This is a genomic window from Pseudomonas sp. QLc11A (assembly GCF_052112305.1).
In the GTDB taxonomy this organism is placed as follows: Bacteria; Pseudomonadota; Gammaproteobacteria; order Pseudomonadales; family Pseudomonadaceae; genus Aquipseudomonas; species Aquipseudomonas laurylsulfatiphila.
In genome coordinates this window covers 122,467-140,724 of record NZ_JAVAJJ010000003.1, presented here as the reverse complement: position 1 = coordinate 140,724, position 18,258 = coordinate 122,467, and the positions used below count along the sequence as shown (strand labels likewise).

The following is an 18,258-nucleotide window of genomic DNA, read 5'->3' as shown; positions in this document are numbered from 1 at the left end:
GGTGCTCTCCTTCAGAACTGTGGAGCAGGCGTGCCAATAGCATCCCAACCGTCTTTGACCGTACGCAGCAGATCAGCGACTTCGTCGAGGATTTTCGGATCGGTCTTGGCGTTAGCCTCGGTCAGGCGCTTCATCATGTATTCGTAGAGGCTATCCAGTTCGCCTACCGTTTCGGCCTGATTGTCCAGATCCAGACCTTCGCGCAGGCCACCGATGATGCCGATGGCCTTGCCAATCAGAACACCTTTGTTCGGGATATCCTTACGTTCCATGGCACCCTTGGCCTGGGCAATTCGATCCAGACCACCCTCCATCAACATCTGCACAAGGCGATGGGGACTGGCTTCGGAAGTCTGCGCCTGCGCGCCAATCTTCTGATACTGCCGAAGGGCTAACATTGGGTTCATGTTTTACCTCATCAAAACGCTAGTATTCGTATGATCCATGTATCGACCGCGCATCAAAAAACTTTAGCCGGGTGCCGGGCTGGAGTAGCGCATGCTTCACCATGCCTGTTTTTTGGCGATTCCCAAAGTAAAAAGCCCGACACACTGGAGCGTGCTGTCGGGCTTTTGCGTCAATGCGCTAACAGCACTAGGAGTTCCTTTGCTGCGCCGTCATGGCTTCAAATATCGAAGTAATGTTGCTGGCCGTAGCTTTCAGCTTGCCCACCAGAGAATCCATATCGTTGTATTTTTTGGTCAACACCGCAGTCAGTGTTGCTACCCGACGATCGAGGGCCGCTTGCTGCTCGGCCAGGTTGGCTTTGTTCTTGTTCAGATTGGTGGTGCGAGTATCAAGGATCTCCCCCGTTTGGGTGTAAGGGACAATCGCCTTGTCCATTCGCTCCAGCAAGCCACCGGTCCCGGTAAAGAACGCCTGAACCTCGCCACCAAGGCTCTTGTCGGTCATTGCCGCAGTGAACTTGGTGCTATCGAAGTCCAATGCACCGGTCTTCTGATTGGTGGTGATACCCAATTGCGCCAGCACGGTAAGCTTATCCCCTGCCCCTATCTCGGTCAGCGGCCCACGGATAGCCGCCAGAATGGAGCGCGGCAGCGCGTCCCCAGTCAACGCAGCAGCGACCGTCGGCTTACCGTCACTGTCGAGCGTGGGCTTGGTCAACGTGCCAATGCTGCTGACTACCGCGTTGTAAGCATCGACGAACTTCTGGATCGAGGCCTTCAGGCCATCGGTATTAGTCGCCACCGTCACCGTCGACGTGGCCCCGCCCCCAGCCAACAGGTTGAAGCTCAAACCCGAGACGGCATTGTCGATGGTATTGGTTTTGCTGGTCATGCTCAGACCGTCGACCGAGAACTTCGCATCGGTTGCCGCATCACCAATACGCCCGGCTCCCAGAGGGACATTAGGATAATCAGGGTCATTAGGGTCTGCGGCCATCGCTTGCTGGCCGTTGATGGTCATCACACCAGTGACGGAAATTTCAGACCCCGCCCCCGTAGCCGAGGAGCCCAGCACCAGTCGCGAGCCGTCTTTGTCGGTAATGATGTTGGCGTTGATGCCATCGCCCTGGAACTTGCTGTTGATCAGGTCGCGGACTGACTGCAGGGTCGCACCGGCCGGGACATCAAGGACATAGTCCTTGCTGTTCAGCGTGATGGTCAGAGGACCCTCTGCAACAGCGCTGCTTGCATTTGTAAAGACTTCGCTGGCAACTTTGGCCGAGGTAGCAAGGTTATCGACTTTGATAACGTAGCTGCCCTTGACCGCCGAGTTATTGGAGGTTGCGGTCACAACCTTGACATCGGAAGAGCTTGCAGCAAAACCCGAGAACTGTGGCGTTGTGGTACTGCCAAGGTTCTTCATCGCGGTCTGAAACGCCGCCAACACCGACTTCAAGGTCCCGATACCGGAAAGGCTCGAGGTGGTAATCTTTGTCTGCCGGTCGATCTGCGTCTGCTTGGCCACCTTGTCTGCGTCGACCAGAGCCTTGACGATAGCACCGGTGTCCAGGCCGGAACCCAGCCCAGCACCCGGTAGAATTGGACTTGCCATGTGAATCTCCCTTCAGTTTGTCGGTCGCCAGCCGTTTGACTCTTACTGCGCCGCAAAGAACGGTGCAACACTTTTCATGCCAGCCTTCAGGCCTCGGCGCTGAACAACAGGCTGCTCGCATCATTCAAGCTATTGGCCAGCCTCAGGACTTCTTCATTGGGGATCTGGCGAACTACTTCTCCCGACTCGCTGGCTATGACCTTAACCACCACCTGGCCGGAGGCCTCGTCGATAGAGAACTCCAGATTACGCTTGACCGACTGCACGAACTTTTCAATTTCCTGAACAGCCGCTTTCAGTTTGCCTTGCTCGGTTTCACTTCCTTTGCTTTGATCCTCGACATCGGCGACCGGCGTCACATTCGTTCTAGGCTTTTCCAGCGCTTTTTCCACGACAGGTGTCGCGGGCTGGGCAACAGAGTAAGACAAGTTCAGCTTGACGCTCATATCCATGTCCATCACCTCACTGAAGCAAAAAAGCGGGAGAGCACGACCAGCGCACTCTCCCGCCAACTTTCAACCGGCGATTACTGAAGCAGTTTCAGTACAGCGGAAGGCAGTTGGTTGGCTTGAGCCAGGATAGCAGTGGACGCTTGTTGCAGAGTCTGCTGCTTGGTCATCTGAGCGGTTTCAGCGGCGAAGTCGGTATCTTGTACGCGACCCAGTGCGGCGCTGGCGTTTTCGTTGATGTTTTGCAGGTTGGAGATGGTGCTGGTCAGGCGGTTCTGAGCGGCACCCAGGTTGGAGCGCAGGGTGTTAATAGTGTCCAGAGCCGTATCAATTGCGGTAATCGCAGCCCCGGCGTTGGTAATATCGTCAAGATCAGTGGTATCCAGCAACAAGCCAGCTGCAGTCATTGCTGTCGCACCCAGATCCAAATCGATATCGTCAACACCAGCAGTGACGCCAGCACCCACCTGAATTTTGATAACACCCGCACCATCCAGTAGCGTAGTACCGTTCAAATTAGTGCTAGAGGCAATACGGGTCAGCTCAGCTGACATGTCCTGATATTCTTTGTTCATTGCAGTGTTATCGAGCGTGGTATTGCTACCATTTCGAGCCTGAATACCCAGCTCACGCATACGCTGCAGAATATTGGTGGACTCTTGCAGAGCGCCTTCAGCGGTCTGAGCCATCGAGATACCGTCGTTGGCGTTTTTGATCGCCATGGTCTGGCCGCGAATCTGGCTGGTCATGCGGGTAGCGATTTGCAGACCGGCAGCGTCGTCTTTGGCGCTGTTGATTTTCAGGCCGGAAGACAGACGAGTCATCGAGGTGGACAGAGCATCGGAAGCGCGGTTCAGGTTCTTTTGAACGTTCAACGATGCAACGTTAGTGTTTACGGTTAAAGCCATGACGAATTCCTCGTTGGTTGGGTACTGCGGTTTCCGGCCCTGGCAACCGCCGGGTATGGCCTAGAGAACCTTCGTAATAGTTATCGTCGCGATGGCAGGTTGCTTTAGGAATTTTTGAAAATATTTTGCCATCACACTGCCACCTCCAACAAAAACAAAGGGTTAACACCACCACGAATGAAAAAATGGCGCCAGGGAACTGTCGGGCGCAATGTCATAGGTGCTTTTCTGCTCATAAAAATCGGGCACAAAAAAAGCGCTCAAGGAGAGACCTTGAACGCTTTTTTTGTGCCCGGGCTTAATGATTCAAGGGCGATAAATGATCGCCGACCCCCAAGACAACCCCACGCCAAATCCGCTCAATGCAACGCGCTTCCAGCCGGAGTCCAGAACGTGCTTCTCCAACAGCAACGGAATGCTCGACGACACGGTGTTACCGGTCTCGACCATGTCCTTGATGAACTTCTCGGGTTCTCCCTCGAAACGCCGCGCCACCGCGTCGACAATCGCCGCACTGCCCTGATGAATGCAAAATGCGTCGATGTCATCGGCCGTCAGCCCGGAATCATTGAGCAGTTCCTGCAAGTGTGCAGGAACTTTGAGCAGCGCAAAATTGAACACCTGACGACCATTCATGAAGAACACCCCGTCAGTAACCTTCAAATGCGGCGCACCGGAACCATCGGTGCCGAACTTGGCTTTGCCCAACTGCCAGGGCGCCTCTTCGCCCATCCACGTAGCGGTAGCTGCATCACCGAAGAGCATTGTGGTGTTGCGATCTTCTGGATCAACGATCTTGGAATACGGATCGGCGGTCACCAGCAGGCCATTCTTCAGGCCCGCGGCTTCCATGAAGCCCTTGATCGCATAAATCCCGTAGACGTAACCGGAGCACCCCAGGGATATATCGAACGCGGCGACACTGGTCGGCAGGCCGAGTTTGTCCTGAACGATGGCTGCGGTGTGTGGCAGGCCTTCTTCGTCGCCGTTCTGGGTGACGACGATCAACACGTCGATGGATTCACGCTTCAATTCGGGATTATTGGCGAACAGCGCATTGACTGCTTCGACACACAGGTCCGAAGTTTCCTGCCCGTCGTCTTTGCGCGGCAGGAAGGCCGAACCGATTTTGCCCAGGATGAACGCTTCATCCTTCTCGAATTTTGCACCTTGTGCGTAATTGTCCACGCCGGCTACAGGAACGTAGCTCGCAATGCTTTTTATGCCAATCATTACGGCTTCCCAATAATAAACAGCCCAATACTACCGCTCGTAATGATTCGAGGGGCGCCGACAAACAAAGAAAGACGTCGCCCCGAAGCGGCGACAGCGGCAGGAATTAAAGGCTATCACTGGGCTAAACAGAGACCAGGCGCCATCTTACCGATTCATAGAATACAGTGAAGATGCACGCTATGACTCACAGGTCACGCTAATTTGTGGATTCAACCGCAGAAGCAGACAGGCGAACAGCGACCATTCCTGCGGTTTACCCCGCTTGAGGGCCTGACCAGCACCTCAATAAAATCGAGCGCACATCAACCAGGTTCAAACCTTGTTGAACAGGCCCAACTGCGCGATCTTGCTGAACGCCAATTGCGACGCTTGCAGCATGGTTTGCTGCAAGGTCAGACGGGTCATCACTTCTGCCGGATCGGAGTCGCGAATCGCTGACTGAGTCTGTTTGTTAGCGAGGGAGATACTGGCGTTGGCTTCGGTTTGAGTGTCGAGTGCCGCGCCGCGCCCGCCCACTGAACTCAGGGCACTGGAGAGTTGCTCGGTACCGCTGGTCAAGTTGGAGATGCCAGCACTCAACTCGGCAGTGAAGCGCTGCCCAAGGACCGGATCAGTGCTGATGGGGGCTAATAATGCCGAACGCAACTGACTGACGGTATCCAGAATGTTCTGTGTCTGATGGTTGTTCACGGCAATCACATACTGGTCACCCGCCTGCGGTGCGCCACTTAGATTGAAATCGACACCCGCCGCCGTCGCAGTCGATCCAACCAGGCTACCCGTGGAAACAGGTTTGCTATCGGCCGTGAACGGCGACGCATAAAGCTCGTAACCGGTGGCGCTGGTGAACTTGAGGATGGCGCCCCCCGTCGGAAAGCTGCCGTTGTAATCCGCTGCGTTGCTGACGGTGCTGGCGGTGACCTGTGCTGTAGACGGGTTACCGGGAGAGCGAGAGACGTTGAAGCTGTCCGGTTTGCTCGTGAGGCTGAAACTATGCCCGGCGATCACCGCATCCGGATCAGTATCACCGGCTTGCAGATTAATGTTCAAACGCAGTTCAAGCCCACGAAAATTGATGGATTGTGTGGTTGCGTCCTTGGAACTGAACGCACCATTCTGGCTGGCTTCAGCTGTCACATCATTGCCTGACGCGTCAGTGATCTTCAATTGCGTGCCGCTCAAGAAGTCGACCGTGTAAGGCTCGCCACTACGAAAGCGATTATTGTAGGTCGCACTTGCGGACACCAGACCGTCAGACAGCAGTACCCGCCCATCGTTGACAGCTGGCGACGTGAGGGCGGTCTGGCTCCGACTGGTGTTGATCGCCTGCTGAAAAGCTTCCCAGCCGGTGCTGTTGGCGGCCATCGACATGGTATCGCCAATAGGCAGATTCAGCGTGGTCTGATCACCGTTGTAGCTGTAGGTACCGTCGGAGTTGCGTGAAAACGGAACCGTATCGCCCTTGGAACCGGCGAAAATATATTTACCGCTTTCATCCTTGGTATTCATCAAACTCAGCAACTGCTCTTCAATCTGCCCCAGTTCAGAGGCGGTGGCCTGTCGATCAGCATCGGCATAGGCACCATTTCCTGCGCCGATCGCCAGCTCGCGCGCGCGCTGCAGCACATTGCCAATGCTGGTCATCACCGATTCAGTCGTACCCAAAGTCGCCTTGATGGCATTGGTATTGGCCGTGTACTGATCGAGCATCGAAGCCTGCTGCCCCAATTGCAGCAGGCGCGAAGCGCCAACCGGATCATCGGCGGCGGTGTTGACGCGAACCAGGCTGCTGGCCTCTTCACTGCTTTTGACCGCGTTCGCGAAATTCTTCTGATAGTTCGCAGCCGAAGACTCGTAAAACTGGGCGGTAGAAATGCGCATGGGCTACGACTCCTTAAAGGCTGTTGATCAGTGTGCTGAAGATTTCCTGCGCAGCCTTGATGATCTGCGAAGAGGCGGTGTAGTACTGCTGATACTTGACCAGGTTGCCGGTTTCCTCATCGAGGTCGACACCGGAAAGCGAGTCACGTGCGCCCTTGGCGTTCGCGAGAATGGCGGTGGTCGCCGCACTGTCAAGCTTGCCTTGAGCCGCCTTGGAGCCGACGCCCTCGACCAGCTTGCCGTAGGCGTCGCTCAGGGAAATGCCTTTGCTGGCCGACCCCGTGTCTACGGTCTGTCCGGTTTGCAAACCAGCCAGCGCGGTGCCGTTACGGTTATCCAGCGTACCCGACTGACTGAGCGTGACGTTGATCGCGGTGCCTTTGCCTGGGGAGCCAGCCACGGTCATAGCGAAAGTTGCGGTGTATTGCGTGGCAGGAGCGGCCGGAATCGGCGCACCACTGGCATCCTGGAGCGGAATACTCAGGCTCAGGGCATTGTTCTCGCCAGGCTTGATGGTGCCACTGCTGATAACACCACCCTTGGCATCCAGGAACTGGTAGGTCTGGCTGGTGCCGTCAGCGGAAACATCGCCAAACACGACCTTGGTTGGCGTGGAGTTTTTCAGGCCGTTCTGCATCGCCGTGGCGGTGGCCGAGTCGTAGATATCGAACTTCGTGGTCAGGGTCGGCTGACCACTGGCCGGAATGGTCAGCGTGCCGCTACCACCCGGAGCGATGGCCGCCCCCAAGGGCGCCGCGATAGCCAGACGCTTGGAGTCGGTCATCTCGGTTTTGATATCAGCCGATGCGTTACGCGTCGGCGTGAGCTTGAAGGTGTCGCCTTGAGCCGCTCCCCCGTTGAACGTCATCGAGAACCCGTCGATCACCGGCGCAGGTGTGGTCGTCGTGCTGAAGCTGCCAATCGACGTGTTATCTGGCAGGCGCCGAACGGTGTAGTCGGTGGCGGACGTGAACATGACCTTGTAATCGTTGATGGTCAGCTTGCCAGTGTCCTCGATGCTTACATCGAAGTTGCCGGAACCGGCACTGTTGCTGGTGGAAGCAATGCTGCGCTGAGACATTTGCGCGGCACTGTTGATGCTGTTGAACAGGTTCGAACCGAAATCACCGTTCTTGTCGATGCCCTGAGCCTGGATACTGTTCATCTGATCGGCGACGACCAGCGCCACACGACCCAATTCGTTCATGGCCGGATCGAGTACTTCGCTGCGATAACGTAGCAGGCCGCCGATTTCACCACCAGTCATGATCGACGTGATATCGATGGTGCCCGAGCCACGATTGATCTGCAGCGACAAGCGACCCGGATCATCTTTACCCGGGACAGCCTCAAGCTTGTTGACTGTATTGCCAATCACCAGTGGCTGACCGCTACCCAGATAGATATCAACATTGCCGTCGCGTTCGACAAACTGTGCGCCGGTGAAGGTCGATAGCTGGCGCATGGTTTCGTTACGTGCATCAAGCAGCTCATTCGGCGTGCCGCCGGAGCTCGAAATCTCGCTGATTTTCTGGTTCAACTGCGCCACGGTAGTGGCCAGCTTGTTGACCTGATCAGCCATGTTCGCCAGGTTGCCGTTGATGTTCGCATTCTGCGTGTTCAACTGGCTGGACACGGAATTGAAACGATTGCTCAGGGCTTGGGCATCGCTGAGCAGCGACTGGCGGGAGGCGTCGTCGCCCGGTTTGGCATTGACGTTCTGTACCGAGGCAAAGAATTTGCTCAGGGCACCATTGAGACCGGTGCTACTGTCGGACAGCAAGGTATCGAGTGGCGTGACTTGCCCAAGGTACGCAGCCGAATCACTGTTGAGCGACGTCGTTGTCTGCAACTGCGCATCGAGGTAGCTGTTGTATACCCGGCGTACATCGGCCAGCGTCGTGCCAGTGCCGATGTAGACGTTGCCGTACTGAATCGAACTCTTGGTGCCCTGCACGGTTTGCTGGCGTGAGTACCCGGCGGTGTCGGCGTTGGAAATGTTATTGCCGGTGGTCATCAATGAAGACTGGCTGGCGGACAGCCCCGACATCCCGATATTGAGCAAACTCATGTTTCAGACCTTATACCTTGTGCCTATAAAGGCGTGGTGGAAACGCCCGCCGCAGCGTAGTTCTGGTAACTCGTCATCTGCTTGGCTATCTGCGAAATCTTGCTCGCGTAGTCCGGGTCGGTTGCGTAACCGGCCTTCTGCAACTCGCGTACAAACTGTTCTGGGTTATCGGCCGACTTCACGACATCTTGATAGCGATTATTGGTCTGCAGCAAAGTCACAAGGTCATGGAAACTGTCCTTGTAGGAGTCGTAGGAACGGAACTCGGCCGTCTCCTTGACCATCTGCCCGTTTCGGAATTCGCTGGTGATCGCCCGCGCCGAATTACCCTGCCAACTGTTGCCGGCCTTGATGCCGAACAGGTTGTGGCTGCTGCTGCCGTCCTGAGCACGCATGACCGACTTGCCCCAGCCGGTTTCCAGGGCCGCCTGGGCCACCAGGTAACGCGGATCGACACCAATGCGGGCCGCCGCTTCCCTGGCCATCGGCAACATGGTGTTGACGAACTGGTCGGCGGAACCGAAGGCTTTCTTCGCTGGCGCCAGAGGAATCTGCGCCATGGCGCGACCGTAGATCTGCATGCCGCCAGAGGAGGATTGCTGCGCAGTCGCCAGCCAGTCACCGTTGTACAGCGGTCCCGTACCGGTGCTTGTCGCGCGCTCAGGCAACGGGGTCTTGTTGATCGTCGTGGCAGCGGGCGTCGCCGAAGGCACCAGCCCTGCCAACAGACGATCAGCCAGCTTCGGCGGCAATGCCAGGCGTCGCTGATTGATCAGCGCCATGTCATTGCGATGACCACCCTCACCCGCCTCTTGCGGCGCATGGACCGAGCGCGAAGCCCACAATGGACGCTGGCCATTGACCCGCGACAGCGGTCCGTTGATTGCCGTTGTGCCGGCCGCCACCGGCGTTTGCACGGCGGCTTTCGCGGCCTCTTGCTTGGCCAGAGACGCTGCGGCGGCCTCACCCGGCGCCAGCGGTTTATTCTTCGACATCTGGCGCATCAGCACGTCAGCCAGACCGATACCACCACCCTCACGGGACATGGAAACGGCCAGTTGCTGGTCGTACATTTCCTGATATTGCTTGGCCGCCGGGGTGTTCATCGGATTGTCCTGGCCCAGCGCTTCGGTCGCCGAACGCATGGACTTGAGCATTTCCCCGAGGAACAGCGACTCGAACTCCTGCGCCACCTTGCGTAGGTTGTCGTCGCTGTTCTTGTCGCCGACCTTGAGCTGATTCAGACGATTGAGGTCCGAGTAGGAACCCGAATCGCTGCTGCTGACCAGACCGCTCTTGCGCATATCCACGATGGCCGTCCTCAGATCACGATCAGGTCGGCTTGCAGGGCGCCGGCCTGCTTCAGCGCTTCGAGGATGGCCATCAGGTCACCCGGTGCCGCTCCGACCTGATTCACCGCCCGCACGATCTCGTCGAGGGTGGTGCCAGGGCCGAACTTGAACATCGGCTTGGCTTCCTGCTGGGCATTGACCGTCGAACGCGGCACCACCGCCGTCGTGCCATTGGACAGAGGGCCGGGCTGGCTGACGATCGGGTCTTCGGTGATGGTCACGGTCAGGCTGCCGTGGGTCACGGCGGCCGGAGAAACCTTGACGTTCTGGCCGATCACGATGGTGCCGGTACGGGAGTTGATGATGACTTTCGCCACCGCCTGGCCCGGATCGATCTCGAGGTTTTCCAGGATCGACAGGTAGTCGACCCGCTGGCTTGGATCGAGCGGCGCGGTGACGCGAATCGAACCGCCATCGATGGCCTGGGCCACGCCAGGGCCGAGCATGTTGTTGATCTTGTCGACGATGCGCTTGGCCGTGGTGAAGTCGGAACGGTTGAGGTTCAGCGTCAGGCTGTTGCCCTGGTTGAAACCGCTCGGCACCGCGCGCTCCACCGATGCACCCCCGGGGATGCGGCCGGCCGACGGAACGTTGACGGTGATCTTCGAGCCGTCGCGCCCTTCCGCATCGAAACCGCCAACCACCAGGTTGCCCTGGGCCACCGCATAGACGTTGCCGTCGATCCCCTTGAGCGGCGTCAGCAGCAAGGTACCGCCGCGCAAGCTCTTGGAGTTGCCGATGGAGGAAACAGTGATGTCGACCTGCTGACCCGGCTTGGCAAACGCCGGCAGATCGGCGCTGATCGACACGGCCGCCACGTTCTTCAACTGCACGTTGCCCGAACCCGGCGGCACCTTGATGCCGAACTGCGAGAGCATGTTGTTGAAGGTCTGCAGGGTGAACGGGGTCTGCGTCGTCTGGTCGCCGGTGCCGTTAAGTCCGACCACCAGGCCGTAGCCGATCAACTGGTTGGAGCGCACGCCGGAAATGCTGGCGATGTCCTTGAGGCGCTCGGCTTGAGCATTGAAGGCTGCCGACAGAATCAGGGTAGCCACCATAAGGTGTTTGAAGTTCAACATGCTCAACTGGAAAGCCACCTAGAAAGGGAACAGCGGGCTGAGGAAGAAACGGTCGAACCAGCCTGGCTGACTCGCATCGGCAAACGAGCCGGTGCCCGAGTAGGTAATGCGCGCATCGGCGACACGGGTCGACGACACGGTGTTGTCGGTCGAGATGTCATCGGCGCGAACCAGGCCGGCGATCCGCACCAGCTCATCGCCGGTGTTGAGGGTCATCCACTTCTCGCCGCGCACCGCGATGATGCCGTTGGGCAACACATCGGCAACGGTCACGGTGATCGAACCGGTCAGGGTGTTGCCCTGCGCCGCCTTGCTGTCACCCTTGGTCGCGCGGTCACCTTCGTAGCTGGCACTCAGGCTCAGGTCGCCATCGCCGAACGGGTTGTTGGTGGTGGCGCTGCTGCCGAACAGCGAACTCAGGCCGATGTTGGCCTTGCTGTTCTTGCCGATTTGCGAGTTGGCGTTTTTGCTGGCCTGGGTCCTTTCGTTCAGGGTGATGGTGATGACATCACCGACCCGGAACGCCTTGCGGTCGCTGTAGAGGTTCTGTTCGAAACCGGCCTGATAGATCGAGCCGTTGTTGGCAGCCGCCGGCAACGGCGTGCGCGGCAACACCGGGGCGTAGTAAGGGTCATTGGGTTTGGGCGTCGCAGGCACGCAACCTGCGAGCGCGGCGATCCCACTCAGTGCCAGAACAGATACATAGCGATTCATGACCCTACCTCACGGTGTTGCAGGCAGCCTCATGGCCGCCCCATAGACTTGATTACAGGTTCTGCGTTACGAACGAGAGCATCTGGTCGGCGGTGGAGATCACCTTGGAGTTCATCTCGTAGGCGCGCTGGGTGGTGATCATGTTGACCATCTCCTCAACGGTGCTGACGTTGGAGGTTTCCAGGGTGTTCTGCAGCGTGGTGCCGAAACCGTTCAGGCCCGGTGTGCCGACTTGCGGCGCACCACTGGCGGCGGTTTCCAGGAACAGGTTGTTGCCCACTGCCTGCAGGCCGGCCGGGTTGATGAAGTCGGCGGTTTGCAGGTTGCCGATCACCTGGGCAGCCGGGTTGCCGGCAATGGTGATGGACACGGTGCCGTCGCGGCCGACGGTGAAGGTCTGCGCATCGTTCGGAATGACAATCGCCGGCTCCAGGGCAAAGCCGCTGGCGTTGACGATCTGGCCGTTGGAGTCCAGGTGGAAGGTACCGTCACGGGTGTAGGACGTGGTGCCATCCGGTTGCAGGATCTGGAAGAAACCGCGACCGTCGATGGCCATGTCCAGTGGCTGCTCGGTGGTTTGCAGGCTGCCGGCGGTGAAGTTCTTCTGGGTGCCGACGATGCGCACACCGGTACCCAGTTGCAGACCCGACGGCAGTTCGCTGTCCTGGGTCGACTGGGCGCCTGGCTGACGCTTGATCTGGTAGAGCAGGTCCTGGAACTCGGCGCGGTCACGTTTGAAACCCGTGGTCGACACGTTCGCCAGGTTGTTGGAAATGGTGGTCAGGTTGGTGTCCTGGGCGGACAGGCCTGTTTTGGCAACCCATAGAGCCGGAAGCATTCGATTCTCCTCGTGCGCCTGTTTTACGGCGCGACGTTCTGGTAATTAGCTGATCTGCAAGACCCGAGCCATGGCCTGGTCATCGTCTTTGGCGGTGTTCATCATCTTGATGTGCAGCTCGAACTGCTTGGACAAGGCCAGTACCGAGGTCATCTCTTCCACGGCATTGACGTTGCTCGACTCGAGGAACCCGGACACCAGTTTGACGTCGGCATCGGCCTGCGCCGGCTTGCCGTCCTTGGTGTGGATCGAACCATCCAGGCCCTTGGTCATGTTCTTCAGGTCCGGGTTGACCAGCTTGATGCGGTCCACTTCAGCCATCACCCGCGGACCTTCGCCCATCGCGCGAATGCTGATGGTGCCGTCCTCGCCGACTTCGATCTGCTGCTCCGGCGGCACGGCAATCGGCCCGCCATTGCCCATGACCGGCATACCGTTGCCGGCACGCAGCACGCCCAGGGCGTCAACGTTCAGGCTGCCAGTGCGCACGTAGCTTTCACCGCCATCGGGATTCTGTACGGCAATCCAGCCGCCGCCCTGCACGGCAACGTCCAGGTCCCGGCCGGTTTCCACCAGTGAGCCCGGGGAGAAATCCGTGGCCGGGCGTTCGGACATGGCAAACGCACGCGCCGGAAAGCTGTCACCAAACACCGGCATCGAACGGGCCTGCTCCAGGTCTTTCTGGAAGCCGTTGGTGGAGATGTTCGCGAGGTTGTTGGCATGCGCCTTTTGCGCCAGTGCATTCTGGCTGGCGCCGGTCATTGCCACATAAAGGTACTTGTCCACACTCTTTCCTCTGCCTGCCGGACGTTTGCCGCCCACTGCTGTGTTGCTGAGCCATAAGCAATTTGCAGACCAACTTGTTTTTGGCGGCGCGAGGCCCGGTAAACAGGGGACTTGAGGAGATCAGAGGGGATTGGTGATTTGTGTCAAAGACGAAAAACCGGCGGTGTCATGCCGGTGGGTGGCAAGAGTTCACCTCATTATTCTGTGGCGAGGGGGCTTGCCCCCGTTCGGTCGCGTAGCGGCCGCAAATCCATTTGACGCGTTTTACCTGACAGAAATTGACTGCATGGCTTGGGGCTGCTTCGCAACCCAACGGGGGCAAGCCCCCTCGCCACAAAAACTCGCTCGCCAGAGACTCAGGTGTTGTCCTTGCCCACCTCATACTCACGCAACTTGTTGGCAATGGTGGTATGCGAAACCCCCAACCGCTTGCCCAGCTGCCGACTGCTCGGATGCTCGGAATACAACCGTTCCAGCACCGCCTTCTCGAAACGCCCGACAATCTCGTCCAGCCCGCCCTCCAGCGAAAAATCGCCAAGGGGCTGACGCACGCCATAATCCGGCAGGCGAATATGCTCGGCCTTGACCGTGCCGCCGTCGCACAGGGAAACCGCCTGGAACAGCACGTTCTCCAGTTGCCGCACGTTGCCCGGCCAATGGTAGTGGCTGAGCCGCTCCATGGCCGCAGGGGCCAGTTTCGGCAACGGGCAACCGATCTGCCGACTGGCCTGATCGAGGAAGTGCTCCACCAGCGGCGTCAAACCGTCGAGGCATTCGCGCAGCGGCGGGATGTGCAGCGACAACACATTCAAGCGGTGATAGAGGTCCTGGCGGAACTCGCCGCGCGCGCACAGTTCGGACAGGTCGACCTGGGTCGCGCAGATCACTCGCACGTCGAGGTAGACCTCCTCGTCGCTGCCCACACGACGGAAGCAGCCGTCCTGCAAAAAGCGCAGCAATTTCACCTGCAAGCGCGGGCTCATTTCCCCGACGCCATCGAGAAACAGCGTACCGCCCGCCGTCAGCTCCAGCAGCCCGAGCTTGCCTTCGGCCCGCGCCCCTTCAAAGGCACCGGGGCCATAACCGAACAGCTCCGTCTCGGCCATGGACTCCGGCAGCCCGGCACAATTGAGCGCCATCAACGGCGACTGCCCACGCGGACTGGCCAGATGGCAGGCCCGCGCCAGCAACTCTTTGCCGGTGCCGGTTTCGCCCTCTATCAATAGCGGCGCATCCAGCGGCGCCATGCGCCGTGCTTCGCGCACCACCGCGGCCATCACTTTCGAGCTCTGGAAGATGCTGTCGAAGCCACGCAATTCCTGCTTGCGCACGTTATAGATGCGTTCACCCACCCGGTCGGCGCGGTGCAGCGTCAGCACGGCACCGGCCATGGCCTCGCTGTCGTCGTGCTCCGACTGCAAGGGCGCGATGTCGGCCAGGAATACGTCACCCTTGACCTTGACCCGCAGCCCGTTGATTCGCGATTTGTTGGCGCGCACCAGTTCTGGCAAATCGAAATCTTCGGCGTAGCGCGACAATGGAATACCCGGCACCTCGTCGACCCGCACCCCCAGCAACTGCGCCGCTGCCCGGTTGGCCGCGACGATGGAACCACCCATGTCGATCGACAGCACCGGAAACTCCAGCGCACCGAGCAGGGCATTGAGTTCCATGTGCCGACGCTCGCTGGGCATCAGCCCTACACGCTTGACGCCGAAGACCCCGGCAATCGCTTCGAATTTCGGACGCAAGGCCTGGAACTGGATGTTGATCAGGTTCGGGCAATGCAGGTAGATGGCGTTGCCATGCTCACCCCCCACTTCACCGCGGGCCACGTTGATCCCGTACTCCACCAGCAGGTTGAGAATGTCGCGCAGGATGCCGATGCGGTTCTGGCAGTGGACTTTGATACGCATGAAAAAGGCCTGAAAAAGCAGTGATTGTGGTGGATGCCTGGAATGCACCCTGTGGGAGCGAGCCTGCTCGCGAAAGCGCGGTATCAGTCGACACATCTATCAACTGGAAGGCCGTCTTCGCGAGCAGGCTCGCTCCCACAGTGTTTTTGCAGCGCCCCGGACGATTTTTTCTGCAAAGGCGCTCAGATAGTCGTCAAGATTATGTGACAGCCAACGCGCTTTTCAAACCTGAAAATCCCACCACCTGCGCGACAACAGCCAATACGTAACGAAAACTTTACGATTCTTGAGGGTTTTTTCCCACTCGATGCGCCGACCACCTGCTGCAATGCCGCAATCCTTGGGGTATTTCTAGGTCCATAGCAGTACATAACAAGAACGAAATCCCTTAGCAGGAGAGCAGCATGAAGCAGACGCAATACGTGGCTCGCGAGCCCGATGCGCAAGGTTTTATCGACTACCCCGCCGAAGAACACGCGGTGTGGAACACGCTGATCACTCGCCAACTGAAAGTGATCGAAGGGCGTGCGTGCCAGGAATACCTGGACGGTATCGAAAAACTCGGTCTGCCCCACGACCGCATTCCTCAACTCGGCGAAATCAACAAGGTCCTCGGTGAAACCACCGGCTGGCAGGTTGCCCGGGTTCCCGCATTGATTCCCTTCCAGACCTTTTTCGAATTGCTGGCCAGCAAGCAGTTTCCGGTAGCGACCTTCATTCGGACCCGCGAAGAACTGGACTACCTGCAAGAGCCGGACATTTTCCACGAGATCTTCGGTCACTGCCCGCTGCTGACCAACCCCTGGTTCGCTGAATTCACCCACACCTACGGCAAGCTCGGCCTCAAGGCGTCCAAGGAAGAACGCGTGTACCTGGCGCGCCTGTACTGGATGACCATCGAGTTCGGCCTGGTCGACACCCCGCAAGGCCAGCGCATCTACGGCGGCGGCATCCTGTCTTCACCGAAAGAGACCGTCTACAGCCTGTCGAACGAGCCTGAACATCAAGCCTTCGACCCTCTGGAATGCATGCGCACGCCTTACCGCATCGACATCCTGCAACCCCTGTATTTCGTTCTGCCGAACCTCAAGCGCCTGTTCGACCTGGCCCACGAAGACATCATGGGCATGGTCAAGCAAGCGATGCAGATGGGTCTGCACACGCCGAAATTCCCCCCAAAGGCCGCGTGAACCGCGACTTTTGCTGACAAGTGAGTCTGTCAGTCACCGTCGCTTTGGTTTAGCGTGACGGCACTGTCGACCGATATAAAAACACTCGATTACAGGAAACACACCATGTCCACCTTGAACCAAGCCCATTGCGAAGCCTGCCGCGCCGACGCCCCACAAGTCAGCGACGAAGAACTGCCGATCCTGATCAAGCAGATCCCGGACTGGAACATCGAAGTACGTGACAGCATCATGCAGCTGGAAAAGGTCTTCCTGTTCAAGAACTTCAAACATGCACTGGCCTTCACCAACGCCGTCGGTGAAATCTCCGAGGCTGAAGGCCATCACCCGGGCCTGCTGACCGAGTGGGGCAAAGTGACCGTGACCTGGTGGAGCCACTCGATCAAGGGCCTGCACCGCAACGACTTCATCATGGCCGCGCGCACTGACGAAGTAGCGAAGGACGCTGAGGGGCGCAAGTAATGCACTTCGACGCCATCGGCCGAGTGCCCGGCGACCCGATTCTGGGCCTGATGGAGGCCTACGCGCAGGACCCGAACCCGCGCAAGTTCGATTTGGGCGTGGGTGTCTATAAAGACGCCCAAGGCCTGACGCCGATTCTCGAGTCGGTGAAACTTGCCGAGCAGCGCCTGGTGGACGGCCAGTCCACCAAGACCTACATCGGTGGTCACGGCGAACCGGCGTTCGGCAAGGCGATCAATGAGCTGGTGCTGGGCGCCGACTCGAAGCTGATCAGCGCACAACGCGCTGGCGCCACCCAGACTCCGGGCGGCACCGGGGCCTTGCGCCTGAGCGCTGACTTCATCGCCCAGTGCCTGCCGGGGCGCGGCGTCTGGCTGAGCAATCCGACCTGGCCGATCCATGAAAGCATTTTCGCCGCCGCCAAGGTCAAGGTCAGCCATTACCCCTACGTCGGCAGCGACAACCGACTGGATGTCGATGGCATGCTGGCAGTGCTCAACGAAGCGCCCAAGGGTGACGTGGTGTTGCTGCATGCCTGCTGCCACAACCCGACCGGTTTCGACCTGTCCCAGGATGACTGGCAGCGGGTGCTGGAGGTAGTACGCAAGCGCGAACTGCTGCCACTGATCGACTTCGCGTATCAAGGATTCGGCGATGGCCTGGAGCAGGATGCCTGGTCGACCCGGCTGTTCGCCGCCGAGTTGCCGGAACTGCTGATCACCAGCTCTTGCTCGAAGAACTTCGGCCTGTACCGCGACCGCACCGGCGCACTGATTGTCTGCGCGAAAAGCGCCGACAAGCTCACCGATATCCGCAGCCAGCTGGCCAACATCGCCCGCAACCTGTGGTCGACGCCGCCGGATCACGGTGCGGCCGTGGTCGCGACCATCCTCGGCGACCCGGAGTTGAAAAACCTCTGGGCTGACGAAGTGGAAGGCATGCGCTTGCGTATCGCCCAACTGCGCAGCGGTCTGGTGGAAGCACTGGAGCCTCACGGTTTGCGCGAGCGGTTTGCGCACATTGGCGTGCAACGCGGGATGTTTTCCTACACAGGCCTGTCGCCAGAGCAAGTGAAGAACCTGCGGGATCATCACAGCGTGTACATGGTCAACTCCGGCCGCGCCAACGTTGCAGGCATCGATGCCACGCGCTTGGATCTGTTGGCCGAGGCGATTGCCGCAGTCTGCAAATAACACCACCAAACCCTGTGGGAGCGAGCTTGCTCGCGATGAGGCCATAACATTCAACATCTCTGTTGACTGTCAGGCCGCTATCGCGAGCAAGCTCGCTCCCACATTTGTTTTGTGTCGCTCTTCCAGTCATGTCTAGACAATCCCATCCGTCGAAACAAATGGAT

16 protein-coding genes are annotated in these 18,258 nt (G+C 58.7%); 3 read left to right on the top strand and 13 right to left on the bottom strand.

Going from position 1 to position 18,258, the window contains the following annotated elements; genetic code table 11:
* Positions 1-11: 11 nt before the first annotated feature.
* The 13 genes from fliS to Q8X48_RS05975 form a co-directional block, all read right to left on the bottom strand.
* Positions 12-407, bottom strand: a complete 396-nt coding sequence (gene fliS, locus Q8X48_RS06035) for a flagellar export chaperone FliS (RefSeq protein ID WP_126046789.1) — start codon at positions 405-407, stop codon at positions 12-14.
* A gap of 187 nt (positions 408-594) precedes the next feature.
* On the bottom strand, positions 595-2,019 hold the full coding sequence (fliD, locus tag Q8X48_RS06030; protein WP_407799430.1) for a flagellar filament capping protein FliD: 1,425 nt from the start codon (positions 2,017-2,019) through the stop codon (positions 595-597).
* Between the two features lie 86 nt (positions 2,020-2,105).
* Positions 2,106-2,471, bottom strand: a complete 366-nt coding sequence (locus Q8X48_RS06025) for a flagellar protein FlaG (protein ID WP_126046792.1) — start codon at positions 2,469-2,471, stop codon at positions 2,106-2,108.
* Positions 2,472-2,545: 74 nt separating this feature from the next.
* Positions 2,546-3,376, bottom strand: a complete 831-nt coding sequence (locus Q8X48_RS06020; protein ID WP_126046794.1) for a flagellin domain-containing protein — start codon at positions 3,374-3,376, stop codon at positions 2,546-2,548.
* Positions 3,377-3,682: 306 nt separating this feature from the next.
* Positions 3,683-4,609: a ketoacyl-ACP synthase III gene (locus Q8X48_RS06015; RefSeq protein ID WP_126046796.1), complete on the bottom strand. Its 927-nt coding sequence runs from the start codon at positions 4,607-4,609 to the stop codon at positions 3,683-3,685.
* 315 nt (positions 4,610-4,924) lie between these two features.
* The gene (locus tag Q8X48_RS06010) at positions 4,925-6,493 is read right to left on the bottom strand and encodes a flagellar hook-associated protein 3 (RefSeq protein WP_407799429.1); all 1,569 of its coding nucleotides are present in this window, start codon (positions 6,491-6,493) and stop codon (positions 4,925-4,927) included.
* 13 nt (positions 6,494-6,506) lie between these two features.
* The gene (gene flgK / locus Q8X48_RS06005) at positions 6,507-8,564 is read right to left on the bottom strand and encodes a flagellar hook-associated protein FlgK (RefSeq protein ID WP_407799428.1); all 2,058 of its coding nucleotides are present in this window, start codon (positions 8,562-8,564) and stop codon (positions 6,507-6,509) included.
* A gap of 23 nt (positions 8,565-8,587) precedes the next feature.
* Positions 8,588-9,874, bottom strand: coding sequence for a flagellar assembly peptidoglycan hydrolase FlgJ (flgJ, locus tag Q8X48_RS06000; protein WP_407799427.1), 1,287 nt, complete (start codon positions 9,872-9,874; stop codon positions 8,588-8,590).
* Positions 9,875-9,885: 11 nt separating this feature from the next.
* Entirely contained in the window at positions 9,886-10,995 is a 1,110-nt protein-coding gene (locus Q8X48_RS05995; protein ID WP_407799594.1) for a flagellar basal body P-ring protein FlgI, read from the bottom strand.
* An 18-nt stretch (positions 10,996-11,013) separates the two neighbouring features.
* The gene (flgH, locus tag Q8X48_RS05990) at positions 11,014-11,709 is read right to left on the bottom strand and encodes a flagellar basal body L-ring protein FlgH (RefSeq protein ID WP_015096281.1); all 696 of its coding nucleotides are present in this window, start codon (positions 11,707-11,709) and stop codon (positions 11,014-11,016) included.
* A gap of 52 nt (positions 11,710-11,761) precedes the next feature.
* The gene (gene flgG / locus Q8X48_RS05985; RefSeq protein ID WP_015096282.1) at positions 11,762-12,547 is read right to left on the bottom strand and encodes a flagellar basal-body rod protein FlgG; all 786 of its coding nucleotides are present in this window, start codon (positions 12,545-12,547) and stop codon (positions 11,762-11,764) included.
* A 45-nt stretch (positions 12,548-12,592) separates the two neighbouring features.
* Positions 12,593-13,333 carry a flagellar basal body rod protein FlgF gene (locus Q8X48_RS05980; protein WP_015096283.1) on the bottom strand — a complete coding sequence of 247 codons (741 nt, stop codon included), beginning with the start codon at positions 13,331-13,333 and terminating at the stop codon, positions 12,593-12,595.
* 356 nt (positions 13,334-13,689) lie between these two features.
* Positions 13,690-15,249, bottom strand: a complete 1,560-nt coding sequence (locus tag Q8X48_RS05975; protein ID WP_046037726.1) for a sigma-54-dependent phenylalanine hydroxylase transcriptional regulator PhhR — start codon at positions 15,247-15,249, stop codon at positions 13,690-13,692.
* Between the two features lie 404 nt (positions 15,250-15,653).
* Here Q8X48_RS05975 and phhA point away from each other — a divergent pair, with 404 nt between their 5' ends.
* The 3 genes from phhA to Q8X48_RS05960 all read left to right on the top strand — a co-directional run bounded on the left by phhA (position 15,654) and on the right by Q8X48_RS05960 (position 18,094).
* Complete coding sequence (gene phhA / locus Q8X48_RS05970) at positions 15,654-16,439, top strand: phenylalanine 4-monooxygenase (RefSeq protein WP_007983447.1); 786 nt, start codon at positions 15,654-15,656, stop codon at positions 16,437-16,439.
* Between the two features lie 105 nt (positions 16,440-16,544).
* Entirely contained in the window at positions 16,545-16,901 is a 357-nt protein-coding gene (locus tag Q8X48_RS05965; RefSeq protein ID WP_007975310.1) for a 4a-hydroxytetrahydrobiopterin dehydratase, read from the top strand.
* Positions 16,901-18,094 carry an amino acid aminotransferase gene (locus tag Q8X48_RS05960; RefSeq protein WP_102674980.1) on the top strand — a complete coding sequence of 398 codons (1,194 nt, stop codon included), beginning with the start codon at positions 16,901-16,903 and terminating at the stop codon, positions 18,092-18,094. The genes Q8X48_RS05965 and Q8X48_RS05960 overlap by 1 nt, the downstream gene beginning before the upstream one ends.
* Positions 18,095-18,258 lie beyond the last annotated feature (164 nt).

Excerpts from the sequence above, each read along its gene's own strand:
- Q8X48_RS06020 (WP_126046794.1), bottom strand. The coding sequence starts at position 3,376 with ATGGCTTTAACCGTAAACACTAACGTTGCATCGTTGAACGTTCAAAAG.
- flgH (WP_015096281.1), bottom strand. The coding sequence starts at position 11,709 with ATGAATCGCTATGTATCTGTTCTGGCACTGAGTGGGATCGCCGCGCTC.
- Q8X48_RS05995 (WP_407799594.1), bottom strand. The coding sequence starts at position 10,995 with ATGTTGAACTTCAAACACCTTATGGTGGCTACCCTGATTCTGTCGGCA.
- Q8X48_RS05960 (WP_102674980.1), top strand. The coding sequence starts at position 16,901 with ATGCACTTCGACGCCATCGGCCGAGTGCCCGGCGACCCGATTCTGGGC.
- flgG (WP_015096282.1), bottom strand. The coding sequence starts at position 12,547 with ATGCTTCCGGCTCTATGGGTTGCCAAAACAGGCCTGTCCGCCCAGGAC.
- Q8X48_RS05975 (WP_046037726.1), bottom strand. The coding sequence starts at position 15,249 with ATGCGTATCAAAGTCCACTGCCAGAACCGCATCGGCATCCTGCGCGAC.
- phhA (WP_007983447.1), top strand. The coding sequence starts at position 15,654 with ATGAAGCAGACGCAATACGTGGCTCGCGAGCCCGATGCGCAAGGTTTT.
- Q8X48_RS06015 (WP_126046796.1), bottom strand. The coding sequence starts at position 4,609 with ATGATTGGCATAAAAAGCATTGCGAGCTACGTTCCTGTAGCCGGCGTG.
- Q8X48_RS05965 (WP_007975310.1), top strand. The coding sequence starts at position 16,545 with ATGTCCACCTTGAACCAAGCCCATTGCGAAGCCTGCCGCGCCGACGCC.
- fliD (WP_407799430.1), bottom strand. The coding sequence starts at position 2,019 with ATGGCAAGTCCAATTCTACCGGGTGCTGGGCTGGGTTCCGGCCTGGAC.
- Q8X48_RS06025 (WP_126046792.1), bottom strand. The coding sequence starts at position 2,471 with ATGGATATGAGCGTCAAGCTGAACTTGTCTTACTCTGTTGCCCAGCCC.
- fliS (WP_126046789.1), bottom strand. The coding sequence starts at position 407 with ATGAACCCAATGTTAGCCCTTCGGCAGTATCAGAAGATTGGCGCGCAG.
- Q8X48_RS06010 (WP_407799429.1), bottom strand. The coding sequence starts at position 6,493 with ATGCGCATTTCTACCGCCCAGTTTTACGAGTCTTCGGCTGCGAACTAT.
- flgK (WP_407799428.1), bottom strand. The coding sequence starts at position 8,564 with ATGAGTTTGCTCAATATCGGGATGTCGGGGCTGTCCGCCAGCCAGTCT.